General features: G+C 43.1%; 10 protein-coding genes. 4 read left to right on the top strand and 6 right to left on the bottom strand.

The window, feature by feature from the left end; all coding sequences use genetic code 11:
* Nucleotides 1–855 (bottom strand): helix-turn-helix domain-containing protein, encoded by an 855-nt coding sequence (locus FXV77_RS00960; protein WP_148917352.1) that lies wholly within the window; start codon nucleotides 853–855, stop codon nucleotides 1–3.
* Nucleotides 856–972: 117 nt separating this feature from the next.
* On the opposite strand from FXV77_RS00960, the gene FXV77_RS00955 reads away from it, so the two are divergent.
* The 3 genes from FXV77_RS00955 (at nucleotide 973) to FXV77_RS00945 (ending at nucleotide 6,258) form a co-directional block, all read left to right on the top strand.
* Nucleotides 973–1,518, top strand: a complete 546-nt coding sequence (locus tag FXV77_RS00955; protein WP_148917351.1) for a hypothetical protein — start codon at nucleotides 973–975, stop codon at nucleotides 1,516–1,518.
* Between the two features lie 37 nt (nucleotides 1,519–1,555).
* Nucleotides 1,556–4,903: a transcription-repair coupling factor gene (gene mfd / locus FXV77_RS00950; RefSeq protein WP_148917350.1), complete on the top strand. Its 3,348-nt coding sequence runs from the start codon at nucleotides 1,556–1,558 to the stop codon at nucleotides 4,901–4,903.
* A gap of 176 nt (nucleotides 4,904–5,079) precedes the next feature.
* Nucleotides 5,080–6,258, top strand: coding sequence for a trans-sulfuration enzyme family protein (locus FXV77_RS00945; RefSeq protein WP_148917349.1), 1,179 nt, complete (start codon nucleotides 5,080–5,082; stop codon nucleotides 6,256–6,258).
* Between the two features lie 67 nt (nucleotides 6,259–6,325).
* On the opposite strand, the gene FXV77_RS00940 is transcribed toward FXV77_RS00945, so the two are convergent.
* Genes FXV77_RS00940 through FXV77_RS00925 form a run of 4 tightly spaced genes read right to left on the bottom strand, consistent with a single transcriptional unit; the run spans nucleotide 6,326 to nucleotide 12,983 of the window.
* The gene (locus tag FXV77_RS00940; RefSeq protein WP_222867681.1) at nucleotides 6,326–7,411 is read right to left on the bottom strand and encodes a family 43 glycosylhydrolase; all 1,086 of its coding nucleotides are present in this window, start codon (nucleotides 7,409–7,411) and stop codon (nucleotides 6,326–6,328) included.
* Nucleotides 7,412–7,415: 4 nt separating this feature from the next.
* Entirely contained in the window at nucleotides 7,416–8,177 is a 762-nt protein-coding gene (locus FXV77_RS00935; protein ID WP_148917348.1) for a carbohydrate-binding protein, read from the bottom strand.
* 50 nt (nucleotides 8,178–8,227) lie between these two features.
* Nucleotides 8,228–9,763, bottom strand: a complete 1,536-nt coding sequence (locus FXV77_RS00930; RefSeq protein WP_187443964.1) for a RagB/SusD family nutrient uptake outer membrane protein — start codon at nucleotides 9,761–9,763, stop codon at nucleotides 8,228–8,230.
* Nucleotides 9,764–9,806: 43 nt separating this feature from the next.
* Nucleotides 9,807–12,983, bottom strand: a complete 3,177-nt coding sequence (locus FXV77_RS00925; protein ID WP_148917346.1) for a SusC/RagA family TonB-linked outer membrane protein — start codon at nucleotides 12,981–12,983, stop codon at nucleotides 9,807–9,809.
* 293 nt (nucleotides 12,984–13,276) lie between these two features.
* Between FXV77_RS00925 and FXV77_RS00920 the strand changes: the two genes are divergently transcribed.
* Nucleotides 13,277–14,080, top strand: coding sequence for a response regulator transcription factor (locus tag FXV77_RS00920; RefSeq protein ID WP_148917345.1), 804 nt, complete (start codon nucleotides 13,277–13,279; stop codon nucleotides 14,078–14,080).
* Between the two features lie 15 nt (nucleotides 14,081–14,095).
* Here FXV77_RS00920 and FXV77_RS00915 read toward each other — a convergent pair whose 3' ends face one another.
* The gene (locus tag FXV77_RS00915) at nucleotides 14,096–15,070 is read right to left on the bottom strand and encodes a family 43 glycosylhydrolase (RefSeq protein WP_246162138.1); all 975 of its coding nucleotides are present in this window, start codon (nucleotides 15,068–15,070) and stop codon (nucleotides 14,096–14,098) included.
* Nucleotides 15,071–15,175: the final 105 nt, after the last annotated feature.

Below are 15,175 nucleotides of genomic sequence, written 5' to 3'. Positions count from 1 at the left end.
TTAAGTATGCTTTTTCCTAAATTCTTCCGGTGTTACTCCTTCCCCTTTTTTAAAGAACTTTGTAAAGTAAGAATTATCGTTAAAATTGAGTTCGTAGGCAATCTCCGCTATAGCATAATCTTTAATCACCAGTAAACGCTTTGCCTCCAGAAGCACCCGGTTTCGAATAATCTCACCAGCAGACGAACCCAACACTTCTTGGCACAAGGCATTGAGGTGATTCGGCGTGATATACAGTAATGCCGCATAATCTTTAGGCAGGCGCAGCGATCGATAATTTAATTCTATCAAGTTCAAGAAGTTACGCAACAAAGTACGATTATATATATCCTCTTGTAACGGACTAGGCAGATCGCGTTGCTTTTCCAGCAGATGGAAAATATATAACAACGAAATGTGGGCAAAATCCACATCGCGAACATACGTTCGTAAACGTTTGAATGTATCTACAATCACTTCACGTTCCGCCTCCTTCACCGTAAATACCTCATCCCGCACGAATCCGGAGAAAAAAGAAAAAGATCCGAGATAATCCGGACGAAGTAAAAAGGTTTTAAAGAAGTCCTTATCGAAATTAACGACATAGCCATCCATTTCCCCTTCGAAAGACCAGGAATGGATTTGTCCGGGCGACATAAAATAAATCTGCCAAGGTACGATATCGAAAGTTTCAAAATCGATGGTATGTTTTCCTCCCCCTTTTGTAAAGAGCAGCAAATGGTAGAAATTATGGCGATGCGGAAAAATCAAGTTTTTATTTCGGGCTAAATAACCCGCCAAATCCTCCACCATAATGCCTTGCTGCATATCTCCGGAAACGGTACATTGCTCTATGACAGGAATTTTTAAAACCATATACAAAGATATAGCGATATTTCCACAAACAATGGTATAATTACAGGTTTTAATGGTGTTTTTTACTGAATATAGGTTTGAAGTCAAAGAGTTAAAAATTCTTTTTAACTTCACCTCATGTCGTTACACAAGCAACCCGAATTAAAGGAAGCGGTTTTAAATCTTCCACAAAAGGAAAAAGACAAGTTACTCGTCCGTCTAGTTGGTAAAGACAAGATGTTGATGAAGCAATTACATTTTCAGCTATTAGAAGACCAGATTGATCTGGAAGATCGTATCGAGAAACTCAAAGAAGGATTAGCAACCCTCTTTGCCAAAGGCAGAAATTCCGTCAAGAATATCCCTGTTTATAGCAACTACAAGGAACTTCAAAGTCTTATCCGACAAGCCAGCGGCATAGTTAACGAACACGAAAAGATCACAAAAGACAAATACAGCGAAGTCGATTGTCGCATCTATATCCTAAATGAGGCTTTCCGTCGATTTCCACGTCTTTTTGAAAAATCTGGTGTGCATAGTGCTTCCAAGCTGCATGATTATGTAAGAGCACGTATCAAAACCACCATCAATAAATTCGATAAACTGCATGAGGATCTGCAGTTCGATTTACAGAAAGATATGGAGGAAATGATGAACTTTGCGATGGAGTATAGTTTGGTGTAGAATTTACTATTTTTGCAAAAACAAGATCTGGCATTACGTGGGTATACAAGAAATTCTCGATAAGTACGCGCAAAGCGATAAAGTAAAATCACTGGTTAAAAGTATACAGGCAAAGAATCCGAAGGTTCACCTGAAAGGACTCATTGGTTCATCCGATGCGGTAACAGCAGCGGCGGCTTATATATTGCAAGAAAGACCTTTCATTTTTATCTTACCCACACACGAAGAAGCCTCCTATTTTTTAAGTGATTTGGAAAGTGTGCTAGACAAACAAATTTTGTTTTTTCCGGCCTCGTTTCGTAAGGCATTTGAATTTACACAAACAGACGCTTCCCATGTATTGCAACGTGCAGAGGCACTAAGCGCACTAAACCATACTTCGGAATTACCTAAAATGCTCGTCACCTATCCGGAAGCTATTGCTGAAAAAGTTATTAATCGGGATGATCTGGAAAAAAACACCCTCAGCATCACGCAGCAGAGTAAACTGAGCATTGATTTCATCAATGAATTTCTTTATGAATATGATTTTGAGCGTGTAGATTTCGTATATGAACCTGGACAATTTGCCATCCGAGGAGGAATTGTCGATATTTTTTCCTTTTCCAACGACCTTCCCTATCGGATTGAGTTCTTTGGTGATGATATAGAAAGTATCCGTACGTTTGATGTGGAAACACAACTATCGGTGAGTAAGATACATACGGTAACTATTGTACCCAATGTGCAGGCTAAATTCCTGTCCAACAATCATATCTCCTTATTGGAATATATCGACCGCGATAGTGTTATCTGGCTAAAAGACGTACAGTTCACGCTAGATATCTTGAAAGATGGTTACAAAAAAGCTTCGGAATTCTGGAAAGCATTGCCCGAGAAGGATATTAAAGCCAATAGTGAATGGGTAGATCCAAGAGTTACCTTCACGACTGATCGTTCTTTTGGAGAAATGCTTTTCGACTTCCCCAACATCGAATTTGGTAAGCAATTTTATTACAAAGCAGATGAAACCCTGTTATTTGATACGCATCCACAGCCCTCGTTCAACAAAGATTTTAACCTGCTTATCCATAATTTTAAAGAGAATGAAAAACATCGTATACAAAACCTGATCTTTTCAGACTCTACAAAACAAATCGAACGGATTTTCACTATCCTGGAAGATATTGACAAATCGGTCACTTTCATTCCCGTACACCGTGCGCTACGGGAGGGTTTTCGTGATGATGAGCAAAAATTCGCTTGTTACACGGATCACCAAATTTTTGATCGCTACTATAAATACAAACGTAAAAAAGGTTATGAACGTTCACAGGCGATTACGCTGAAAGAACTGCGCGACCTGAAACCGGGTGATTACATCACACATATCGACCACGGCGTGGGTAAATACGCCGGGCTGGAAAAGGTAGAAGTCAATGGTAAGACACAGGAAATGATTCGTTTGGTCTATGCGGACAACGACCTGCTCTATGTCAATATCAACTCCCTAAACCGTATATCTAAATATTCCGGCAAGGAAGGCACTGTTCCTAAAATGAATAAACTTGGAACAGATGCCTGGGACAAGCTGAAAAAGACAACCAAGAAAAAGGTCAAAGACATTGCGCGCGACCTTATTAAACTATACGCTAAGCGGAAAGCCCAAACGGGAAATGCATTCAGTCCCGATACTTACTTACAAAACGAGCTCGAAGCATCTTTTATTTACGAAGATACACCAGATCAAGAAAAGGCAACCAACGATGTCAAGCGGGATATGGAATCACCTCATCCGATGGATCGATTGGTATGTGGGGATGTAGGCTTCGGAAAAACGGAGGTTGCTATCCGGGCAGCTTTCAAAGCTGTAGCGGACAGCAAACAGGTCGCCGTGTTGGTTCCAACGACGATATTAGCTCTGCAACATTATCGTACGTTCAGTGAACGTCTAAAAGGATTGCCGGCGAATATTGACTATATCAACCGATTCAAATCCTCGAAACAGATTAAAGATACATTATCCCGCCTGGCAGAAGGTAAAATAGACATTATCATCGGCACGCACCGATTGGTCAGTAAAGACGTTAAGTTTAAAGATTTAGGATTGATGATTATTGACGAGGAACAAAAGTTTGGTGTCTCCGTCAAAGAGAAGCTCAAAGTGATGCGGGAAAATGTAGATTCATTAACCTTAACCGCGACCCCTATTCCGCGTACCCTGCATTTTTCGCTAATGGGTGCGCGTGATTTAAGCATAATCTCCACACCACCTCCCAATAGACAGCCCGTACAAACAGAGCTCCATGTGTTTAACGAAACACTCATACAGGAAGCGGTTTCCTACGAACTTGAGCGAAACGGACAAGTATTTTTCATTCATAACAGGGTAGCTGATCTACCTCAGCTGGGTGCGATGATTCAAAAGCTGGTACCAGGTGCACGCGTAGGTATTGCCCATGGGCAATTGGAAGGCGACGAACTGGAAGATGTCATGCTGAAATTCATCAACCACGACTTTGATGTATTGGTCGCTACGACGATCATCGAAGCGGGTCTGGATATTCCAAATGCCAATACCATTATTATCAACCATGCGCACATGTTTGGGCTCAGCGACCTCCACCAGATGCGTGGGCGTGTAGGACGTTCCAACAAAAAGGCCTTCTGTTATCTATTAAGTCCGCCGCTATCCACATTAACGAACGAAGCGTATAAGCGTCTTTCGGCTTTAGAAGAGTTTTCGGAATTAGGATCAGGCTTCAATGTCGCGATGCGTGATCTGGATATACGTGGCTCCGGAAACCTTTTGGGTGCCGAACAATCCGGTTTTATTGCCGAAATCGGCTTTGAGATGTACAACAAGATTCTCGACGAAGCCGTCCAGGAACTAAAAGAAGACGAATTTGGGAAACTATTTGCCGATGAAAAGGATAAAAAGTATGTGACTTTTACCCAAATAGACACCGATCTCGAGGTCATGATTCCAGATGAATATGTCACCAATATCGGAGAGCGCTACAATCTCTACAACGAGATCGGAAAACTAGACAATGAACAACAGCTAGCGACATTCGAAAAAGAGCTGGAGGATCGTTTTGGTACGATACCCAAACCTGTTTATGAACTATTCAATACGTTGCGTCTGCAATGGCTGGGTAAACAGATTGGTTTCGAGAAGATTTCCTTTAAAAAGAATACGCTGAAAGGTTATTTTGTCAACAATCCAAAATCCAGTTATTTTGAATCCGATCAATTTGGAAAAGTGCTGGCTTTCGTACAAGCGCATCCTGCGATATCGAATTTAAAAGAAGTAAAGGGGCAACTTAGGTTGGCATTGAGCAACGTTAATAGTATTGATTATGCGTTGCATTTATTGAAATCTATATGTTCTTTTTTCCCGTAAAAAAGAACCAAAAACCTCGTCACTTCGGATATTTGACATAAGGGATAGTGCGAAAAATAGATTTCTACAGCTGTCAAATCTCCGGATGTGACGTCTAAGGTCAAAAAGGGGATAGTGAAACTGCGTAAAAACAATCCCTAGTAAAACACTAGATTATTTAGTAGCTTTGCTGTATTATGGCAAAACTCGAGACCTCTTTGATTCACGAAGGTGAACATTTCAATACGACGAAATCGGTTGTGACACCGATCTTTCAAACATCCACGTATCTCGCTGATGATATAGATTCTTTTACACATGCAGCGGCGGCAACCAAATCGCCCGAGTTTTATCATCGTCATGGCAATCCCAATAATAGCCAGGCTGCGGCGCTTATCGCGAAATTAGAAAAGAAAGAGGATGCGCTGGTATTGGCAACGGGAATGGCTGCAATCAGTACGGCTATCCTCGCTGTGGTAAAAAGTGGTGACCATATCATCGCTCAGAACGCGCATTACGCCGCGTCATTAACGTTTATTCGTGATTTTCTGTTGCAGTATGGCATCGAAGTAACGCAAGTAGACCAAACTGACAATCAAGCTTTCGAAGCAGCCATACAGCCCAATACAAAACTCATTTTTGTGGAGACACCCTCCAATCCCAACCTCGATATTACCGATTTGGAATATATTGGTAAGCTTGGTCAGGAACGTGGTATTTTGACTATGATAGACAACACTTTTGCCTCTCCTATCAACCAAGTACCTGCTGATTTTGGTATCGACATCATTGTCCACAGCGCCACAAAATACCTTGGCGGGCATAGCGACCTTACAGCCGGCGCGGTATGTGGTTCGGCAGCATACATCGAGAAAGTTTGGCGTAGATCGCTTCTACTGGGAGCATCGTTAAGTCCGTTTGACTCTTGGTTGCTTCTACGCGGTTTGAAAACACTCGCATTACGTGTTCGTCAGATTAATGAAAATGCGCTCACTTTGGCACAGTGGCTGCAAAAACAACCCACGATAAAGAAAGTTGTTTATGTAGGATTAGATGATCATCCACAACATACGTTAGCAAAAAAACAGATGAAAGGATTCACCGGTATGCTCGCGATCGAGGTTGATGGCAAAGATGATGATGAACAGTTCCAACGAGCGCAAGCGATATTAAATAGATTAAATTACTTCCACAACGCGGTCAGCTTAGGTGGGGTAGAATCCTTGATAACCCACCCTGCCAGCATGTGGGGTGCACATCAAGCAGAGAAAAAAGGAAACCAGTTATCTTTCAGCAAAGGGCTGCTACGCATTTCGGTAGGTATCGAGCATATCGATGATCTTATTGCTGATTTTGAGGGGGCTTTAGAGAGCTAGGCCATCAACCAACCCGGATCAACATACCGGGTCGTTGACAGTCTTTTATCGTTTTTCTATCCATGAATCAATTAAAAACGGGAGCCTTTGTCCGCATTGCGCTCGGTATGGCGCCTCCTATCGACGGCCAACCGTCTCGCCATTCAATTTTATCCAGCATGAGCGGGCGTCTAGTAGCGCCGCTAGAAACTGTTCCTTGAGCCCTGTCTATACCGTGATAAAGCAACCAATCGGTTCCCTCATCATCGGTCATGATACGGGAATTATGACCTGGCCCTGCAAATATTTCACTCCCCTGGAGTAATATCGTACCTCGACCACGCTCCGAGATGTCATGCCCATCTCTATCGAGATAAGGTCCTTTTAGGTTTGTTGAACGGGCTACCAATACCCGATATTGGCTATTGGCTCCTTCACAACAACTCCCCTTAGAACCAAAGAAGTAATAATAATCTTCTCGCTTATGAATCATGACCGCTTCAAAATCACCAGCGGCTATCTTTGTCTTTTGCGATAAATCAGGTACGCTCAGACCATCATCACTCAAATCGACCACATACGTGCCCTGCGTAGCAGCATTGCTAAAACTTCCCCAAAATAAATACCGATGCCCCCCTTCTTCAAAGAAATGCGGATCAATAGAATTTGGTACATTTATTTCGTTACTCGTAAAAAGCTTCCCCTGATCGGTAAATGGCCCTGCAGGCTGCTCAGCCGTCGCGACCCCGACTCCCGGATTAGCATCGCCCCAAGTAGAATAAGAATAATACATGACGAATTTCCCGTCCATATAAACCACATCAGGCGCCCAAATATTACCTGAATTTTTCCAATTAGGTTTTGTAGAGAACGCTTGTCCGACCAACGTCCATGAAGTTAGATTTTCTGAACTGACAATCGGTACGACACGATTCCCGACGCCATCTCCCCAGTTATCTTCTGTTCCGTACGCGTAGAATAACCCCGTCCGGGGATCCCGCACGACGGTAGGATCTGCTAAAATCGGTTCAAACACGGGGTTTCTATACATGACCTCTTCTTCCGGATCAGCTTCCGGTGGTTTGGGAACCCCAAGGTAGAGACCTGCACCCTTATCTTCACAAGCTATGAAAAATAGCAACACGCCTATATATATATACATTTTCTTGCTCATATCATTATCGTTTTGAATATTCTACATAATCCAATTCTCCATATCCACTTTGACGACGAATGCTTATTTTATGGCTTCCAACTTCCAGATCAAATAGCATGTCGAAGGTCTGCCAAACGTTCCAGCCGAGGTTGGGAATATCATAAATCTGTGCTTCAGCCTCCTTGTCGTCCACATAAATTTTATGTGCAGTTCCGTTAAAACCAGTACCAGCAGCTACCCGAATTAGATATTCTCCCGCCGCTCGTACGTCGATCGTTATATCAATACCACTTTCTGCATTATCGATGGCGCCAACTTTTGCTTGGTTAGATGATGTCTCTCTTGTCTCCTGATCGGTAGCCACCCGTGCTAAACCTCGCAAAACTGCATGTTCAGCCTCTATCCGAATAGGCAACACCTTGACCGTTGCCGTCACCACATCACTTTTCACGCTATTCCCCACAACGTCAGACAAAACGGCATAAAAAGACAGCTCCTGATCGGGTATGTTTTCCGTGACCGGATATGCCCATGTGTAAGGCGCAATATCTTTTTCGCCGATTTTCTCCTCTCCTTTATAAAATTCGACTTTACGCAGCTTTGCACCGCCATAGGCGCTTCTTCCTTCGGCATTCAGTATATATGTACCTTCCGCTATCGCAATGGCATCTGCCTGCAATATAACCGTCGGCGGCAGCGTACTCGAAGGCATTTCCACTTCATCTTTGCAGCTTGTTATTGTCAGCAGCAGACAAAACGGAAATAGATAAGCTAACTTTTTCATGTTCATACTCTTTTTAAGGTTGTATTTGCAAAACATCCTATTTCTACTCATTAATATCCCGGATTTTGCGTCAAATCTGAATTATCTACATCGCCTTGTGGGATGGGATACCATTCGTGCTTGCCAGGTACAAAATTATTAAAATCTGCGTCCCGTTCTTTCAACACGTCCAAGTTGTTTGCCAGTTCGCCCCAACGTACCATATCGAAATAACGCCATCCCTCTCCAGCAAGTTCCAACAATCTTTCATGTTTGATCTGTTGGCGAAAATCCTCCTGATTCAAACCAGGTTTAGCGACTGTCAGTGATGGCAGATTGACGCGGGTTCTTACCCTGTCTACGTATGCATAAGCATTTCCAGTCTGCCCTATTTCATTAAGACATTCGGCATACATCAGCAGGATATCGGCATAACGAATCATCCGGTAATTGTTCGGCGAGCTAAAATTCTCCTCATTTCTCCAATGGTCGTTCAACAATTTCCTGAACCACACTCTTTTGTCACTGGAGCCATACCGTTGCTGCCATGTTTGCCCGTATACCATCGTAAAAGCTGGTCCGCGTTCATCCGCGTAGTCGTACAAAAAGCTCACACCGGCCCGTGGATCCCGCTTGTCGTCGGTGGTTCTTTCAGCTTCGAATGCATCCACTACCCAGCGTCTCGCCGCACCATCCGCATATCCCGGACCGGGTGCTGGCGGCGCTAAAAACTTGGCCACTGACGTGCCGGTATTTAGACTAATGCCTGGATTAGTATCGTCGTCCCCATTCTCTGCAGGATTTTCTTTATATTGTATCTCATAAACCGACTCCTGGTTATTCTCATGATCTTTATCGAAATTATCTGCATAATTGGCCATCAAAGCATAATTAGACACGCCTTCCCCCGTCACTAGCCATTCCATAGCATTTTTCGCCTCATCGAACTTACCCTGCTGCAAATAAACCTTAGCAAGCAACCCATGCGCAGCCCCTTTGGTAACACGGCCAACATCAGCGGCATCATACGACGCTGGCAAATCGGCCAGCGCTTCCGTCAAGTCCTTTTCAATCTGCATGTATACCTGCTCCGGAGTTGCGTTAGGTGGGTAATCCGTAGGTAACAATGGTACCAAGACCAGTGGCGGACGCCCCCAAAATACGACGAGATTAAAGTAATTTAACGCCCGTAAAAATTTTGCTTCGGCTACAATACGGTTTTTCAAGTCCTCATCCATAGTGATCTGGGGCACGTTGGCTATGACCAGATTCGCCCGATAATTGACATGGAAAATAGCGTTCCATTGTCCATTACCGGTATTGTTGCTGGTATAAGAAAACGCCATATTATTATTTAACCCAATATCACCGCCCGAGCCAAAGCCTTCGTCAGATCGCAGCAAATACACGAAATGCATCCAACGATTATAATAATTATTACTCCTATTCAAGCCACTGTACACGGCATTGATCCCTTTGATCGCATCAACATCATCTTGCCAGTAAGATTCCCCCGTTAGCATATCGGGATTCGGTTCATCAAAATTTCTCTTACACGAAACAGAGAGAGAAACGATAGCGGCTAATATTATTGTCAATTTTTTCATCTTAATAAATTGTCCGATTCTACATTCATTTTTGGTTCAACGATTACAAACCTAGCGCTATACCGAATGACACAATCCGGTTAGGAGGCCAGCCACCAACATCAACGCCAGGCTCTAGGTTGGCATTAGCGCCCACCACATCTGGGTCGAGCCCGGAATAGTTTGTGATGGTTAGCAGGTTCTGTCCGCTCACATACACTTGCAATGAAGGGATATGCCATCTCTCCAATATACGTTTAGGCACATTATATCCGAATTGCACATTACTCAACCGTAGATACGAACCATTTTCCAACCAGCGCTCCGTATCGCCCCGAACATTCGACTGAATACCCTGATCCACTGCGGGATCGCCCGCTGTATTACTGGTATAGGATACGCCGAGACGCGGAAAATCTGTCGGGTTTTCGGCTGTCCAGGGTACAACCCCTCTCCGATAGTTGGAGTATCCCATACCGTCAAAATCACGACGCATATCGTTATAGAGCTTGGTGCCGAATACGCCATAAAATTGCATATTGAGTGTGAAATTTCTATAATATCCGTTAAACATGAGACCAGATGTGAATGTAGGCCACGGGGTGCCCGCGAATGTCCGATCTTCAGAATTAATATCATTTCCAGTCCCCATATCTTGCAAGTTTACGTACCGGATGTCACCGGGCTTCACAATACTGGACTGTGCCCGATGTTCATCAATTTCAGCTTGATTCTGAAAGATACCATCCGTTAATATCACATAATATTCGCCAATGGAACGTCCGACTTGCGTCCGCGTATTGCCCGATTGTATGTAGTTTCGAGGAAGCCCGGTCGCGGGATCAACGCCCAGATTGCCAAGCGACAGCACTTTATTACGCACAAAGCTAATGTTTCCGGTTACATCCCATCGAAAGCCATCTTCGTTCTCGACTTGGGGTCTATAGGTTAATTCAAGCTCCACGCCTTTATTTTCAATAGAGCCCATATTCGTGAATATATCGCCGCCCAAACTGCCTATATAACCGGGGATCGGTAGATAAAGTAGCACGTCGGAAGTGACAGACCTGAACACATTAAAAGAGGCATCTAGTTTCCTGTTAAATAACGAAGCGTCAAAGCCTAAGTTTAATGTCGCTTTCTCTTCCCACCGCAGGTTGGGATCCACCAACCTCACCTGTGTGCCCCCGACATAAGCATTTTGCTCTCCTGTTCCAAATATTGCACGCGGTGCCTGATTGATTAGCCCAATATATTGGTAATTGGATAAATTGGCCGCACCTAGCAATCCGTACGAACCTCGTAGCTTCAAATCAGACACCCAATCTACATCGAAAAACTGCTCATTGCTAATTCGCCATGCCAAAGCTCCTGAAGGAAAAAATCCAGAACGATAATTTTTGGAGAATCTGGAGTCCTTATCTGAGCGGAAGGTAAAGGTTGCCAAATAACGATCATCATATGTATAGTTGAACCGTCCTAACCAGGAGTCTATAAAATTCCTGCCCCTACTGCCAGAAGACGTGTTTTCTCCGGTAGCCGAGTTGATCGTATTGAAATAGCGATCTCCAGCCTCGAGCAGATCGGTCTTTCCCGCATCGATACCATCCCTACCTATGGTTTGTTGCGTATAACCTACTACACCGTTGAGTTGGTGCTTATCGAACGTCTTATTGAAATTCAGCGTATGCTCAAAAAGATAGCTCAAAAACTGGGAGCGTCCCTCATCGATCCGCGTTGGGGCATTTATCTGATTCCAATACCATATGCCCTGCCCCCGTAAACTCGTGTTCTTGTCAAAACTGGTTTCCATACCGGCATTTAATCGATAGGTCAACCAATCGGTAAGATCCGCTTCACCGTATACATTTCCCATGAGCTTGAAGTAGTTGTAACCGGAATTAGTAATGTAAGCTTGGGCCACATGATTTCTCGCATACGTTCGCGCATTGTCGGAGCCAATGCCCCATCCTCCGGAGTTAGCTGCACTTACAAATGCGGTATGCTGAACCGGAATAATGGGCAACATACTGAATGCATCGTAGAATGGATTACCTCCAAACGCGCCTCCTGAAAATGGTGATCGACCGTGAGAGGAAGAAATCATGATGTTTTCTCCCACACGGAAACGGCCTCGCGAAGTTTCCGTATTAATGCGAAGTGCCGCTCTGTCAAATTTCCGTTCGATCACCGTTCCTACATCTTTGAAATAAGCACCGGACAGGAAATACTTGGAACCCTTGCCACCACCGGATAAAGAAACACTATAATCTTGTATGGAACCTGTACGGAACATCTCATCCGCCCAATCTACATCCGTACCGTCATAATTTTCCACAGCAGCTTGCTGTGTATAACCCGCATTTTCATAGGCTTGCCGGTTCATTGCGACATATTCCGCCCCACTCATCATATCATACATCTTCGGTAGATTAGTAACACTATACCTTGCAGAGGCATTAACTGTCATGGGTGCACCGGCCTTTCCTTGTTTGGTAGTAATGATGATAACGCCGTTGGCGGACCGGGCGCCGTATATTGCAGCGGCAGATGCATCTTTTAACACTTGGATACTCTCAATATCATTCGTATTGATAGTTACGTTAGGGTCTGAAAGCATCCCGTCTATGACATACAAAGGGCTAGCATTGCCATATAAGGTACTTAACCCCCTTATGTTGACTACGGCACCTTGACCAGGTCCTCCGGAATTCCTCACCACAACACCTGACGATTGGCCTTGTAGCGCTTCCGGCAGCGACCTCGCCACCTTCGCTTCTGTATTTTTGGTATTTACCACCGACGCGGCTCCCGTAAGATCTTTTTTACGTATCGATTGATAACCAATGACAACCACTTCATCCAGCTCACTTTCTTCCGCGAGCAATACGATGTTTACCCCTTGGCTCCTTGATACAGGACTTTCTTGTGTAATATACCCTACAGACGTAAATACAAGTGTTATGTCAACACTACTTACATTAATGGTGTAGCTGCCATCCGTCGCTGTTGTCGTGCCATTATTAGTACCTTTTTCATATACCGACACATTACGGATTGGGTTTCCATCCACATCGGTTACTGTACCTTTTACCGGAACCAATTCTTGGGTTCCTTCAAAGTTTAATCTGTTGTGGCTACTTTGTTTAGTTGTCGTAACGGGTGAATCATTTACGCTAGCGAACGACTGCGACACAAAGATGCATAAAAACAAGACTAATATAATCGTGAAATGCTTCATACAATAGTTTGTTAAATTTTTAAGTGGCGATAACGCCATGCATTGATAGTTCTTTGATCAGTTTCTCAATTGTGCGTAACGGGGGACTACCCCTTGGTTTATTTTTCATCTGTTTATATGGTTAACGTGTTAATTATAACAATCGCAATTACGGAAAAATACTTCCGTTAATTTCCACGTTTTGTATCAAAAACTCATTATTTTGTCTTTTCCACTTCATCTCACCCGGTCGCACTTTCCAAACGAAAAACTATTGTGTAGTTTTGATGATAGCTAAGCAAAAACGATAAAATATGATAGATTCTATAGACCGACTCCATAAACCCAAAATTCTCATTGTAGATGACAATATGGAAGTTTTAGATTTTTTAGAAGATGATCTGAGCGATCAATTTAAAATCGCGAGAGCCTCTGACGGAGTAGAAGCTTTAGAGGTGTTAAACCTCCGTTTGATTGATCTCATTGTCTGTGATGTGATGATGCCAAAAATGGATGGTTTCGAGGTGTGTAAAATTATCAAGTCTACTCCAAACCATGCACACATTCCGATTATTTTGCTCACGGCTAAGAATACGCTGAACGCTAAAATAGAAGGTTTAGAGATTGGTGCCGACGCTTATATCGAAAAACTTTTTTCACCAGAATACCTTCGTGCGCAGATCCATAGCTTGCTTCTTAACAGAAATAAGATAAAAGAGTTTTTTATCTCCTCACCTTTTGTACACGTCAAAACCTCTTCTGTTCAAAAAAGTGAAGAGTCTCTTTTTTTAGAAAAAATATATGACATTATCCAACAAAATTTGGCCGATCCTAATCTCGATGTAGAAAAACTTGCAGATTTAATGAACCTGAGCAGACCGACTTTATATAGAAAAATTAAATCCATATCAAACGTATCACCTAATGAGCTTATCAATATGGAACGATTGAAAAAAGCGACCGAACTGTTACTGCACCATGACTATAAAATATTTGAAGTCTCCTTCTTAGTAGGCTTTAGTTCGCACACTCATTTTGGACGGAATTTCCAAAAGTATTACGGAATGTCACCCCGTGAGTATATTCAAGAGATCAGCAACAAAAAAACCGACATTTAAAGCTATACTATTACTTCAAAATGAAGGCATAGCGCTTCGAACCGGAGAAGGTTCTCCCGAGTGGATAATAGGCCATCCATTTTCCCAATGTACTTCATCTAACATCAATACTCTTCTCGAAACCCCATTTGACAGCTTCGGCTTATCTTTCTGTATGGCGTGGTACAGTATCCAGTCCTTTCCTTCCTGATCTGTAATGATACGCGAATTGTGACCCGGCCCCGCATAAACATCGTTACCTTGCATCACGGGTGTTCCGTTTCCTCTTATTCGGATATCGTTCCCCGATTTATCCCGATAAGGGCCCAGTAAATTCTGGGACCGGCCGACCAACACGTGATATTCACTATTTTTACCTTCACAGCAGCTACCCTTTGAGCCAAAGAAATAATAGTACCCGTCTCTTTTGTGTATCATGACGGCTTCAAAATCTCCAGCGGCAATCTTTGTCGTGTCCAGTAAGCTCTTTATTTTTTTTCCGTTTTCGTCCAATTTAACCGCATACGTACCCTGTTTAGAACTGTGATCAAAACTTCCCCAAAAAAGATATTCTTCTCCATTGTCTGCCATATAAAACGGATCTATCGAATTGGGCACATCCATTTCTTGGCTGGCAAACAATTTCCCCTGATCGACAAAAGGTCCTTTAGGACTGTCGGCAATCGCCAAACCAATTCCCGGATTGGTATCTCCCCAAGTCGACATTGAATAATAAAGATAATATTTATCATGTATGTGGTTAATATCTGGTGCCCATATCCAACCATCTTTTTTCCAGGTAGGCTTTTGTTCAAAAGCGTCACCCACATATGTCCAATCGGTCAAATTCGTTGACTCTAAAACAGGCACTAAACGGGAGCCATTTCCATCTGACCAATCATCTTCCGTCCCGTAAGCATAAAATTTGTGCTCTTTCGTATCGAATACTACGCTAGGATCTGCCAATACCGGCTCAAATACCGGGTTCGCAAGAAGTTGTTCTACTATCAAATTCGACGAATCTTTTACGGATTCCGAATTTGTGCAGCTTGCACATAAGCTAAAAATTAAATAAATATGGAGCAATCTAAATCTGGTCTTTTGCATCTAAATAAG

It is taken from the genome of Sphingobacterium phlebotomi (genome assembly GCF_008180195.1).
Taxonomy (GTDB): Bacteria; Bacteroidota; Bacteroidia; order Sphingobacteriales; family Sphingobacteriaceae; genus Sphingobacterium; species Sphingobacterium phlebotomi.
This window is presented reverse-complemented; position numbering and strand designations above follow the sequence as displayed.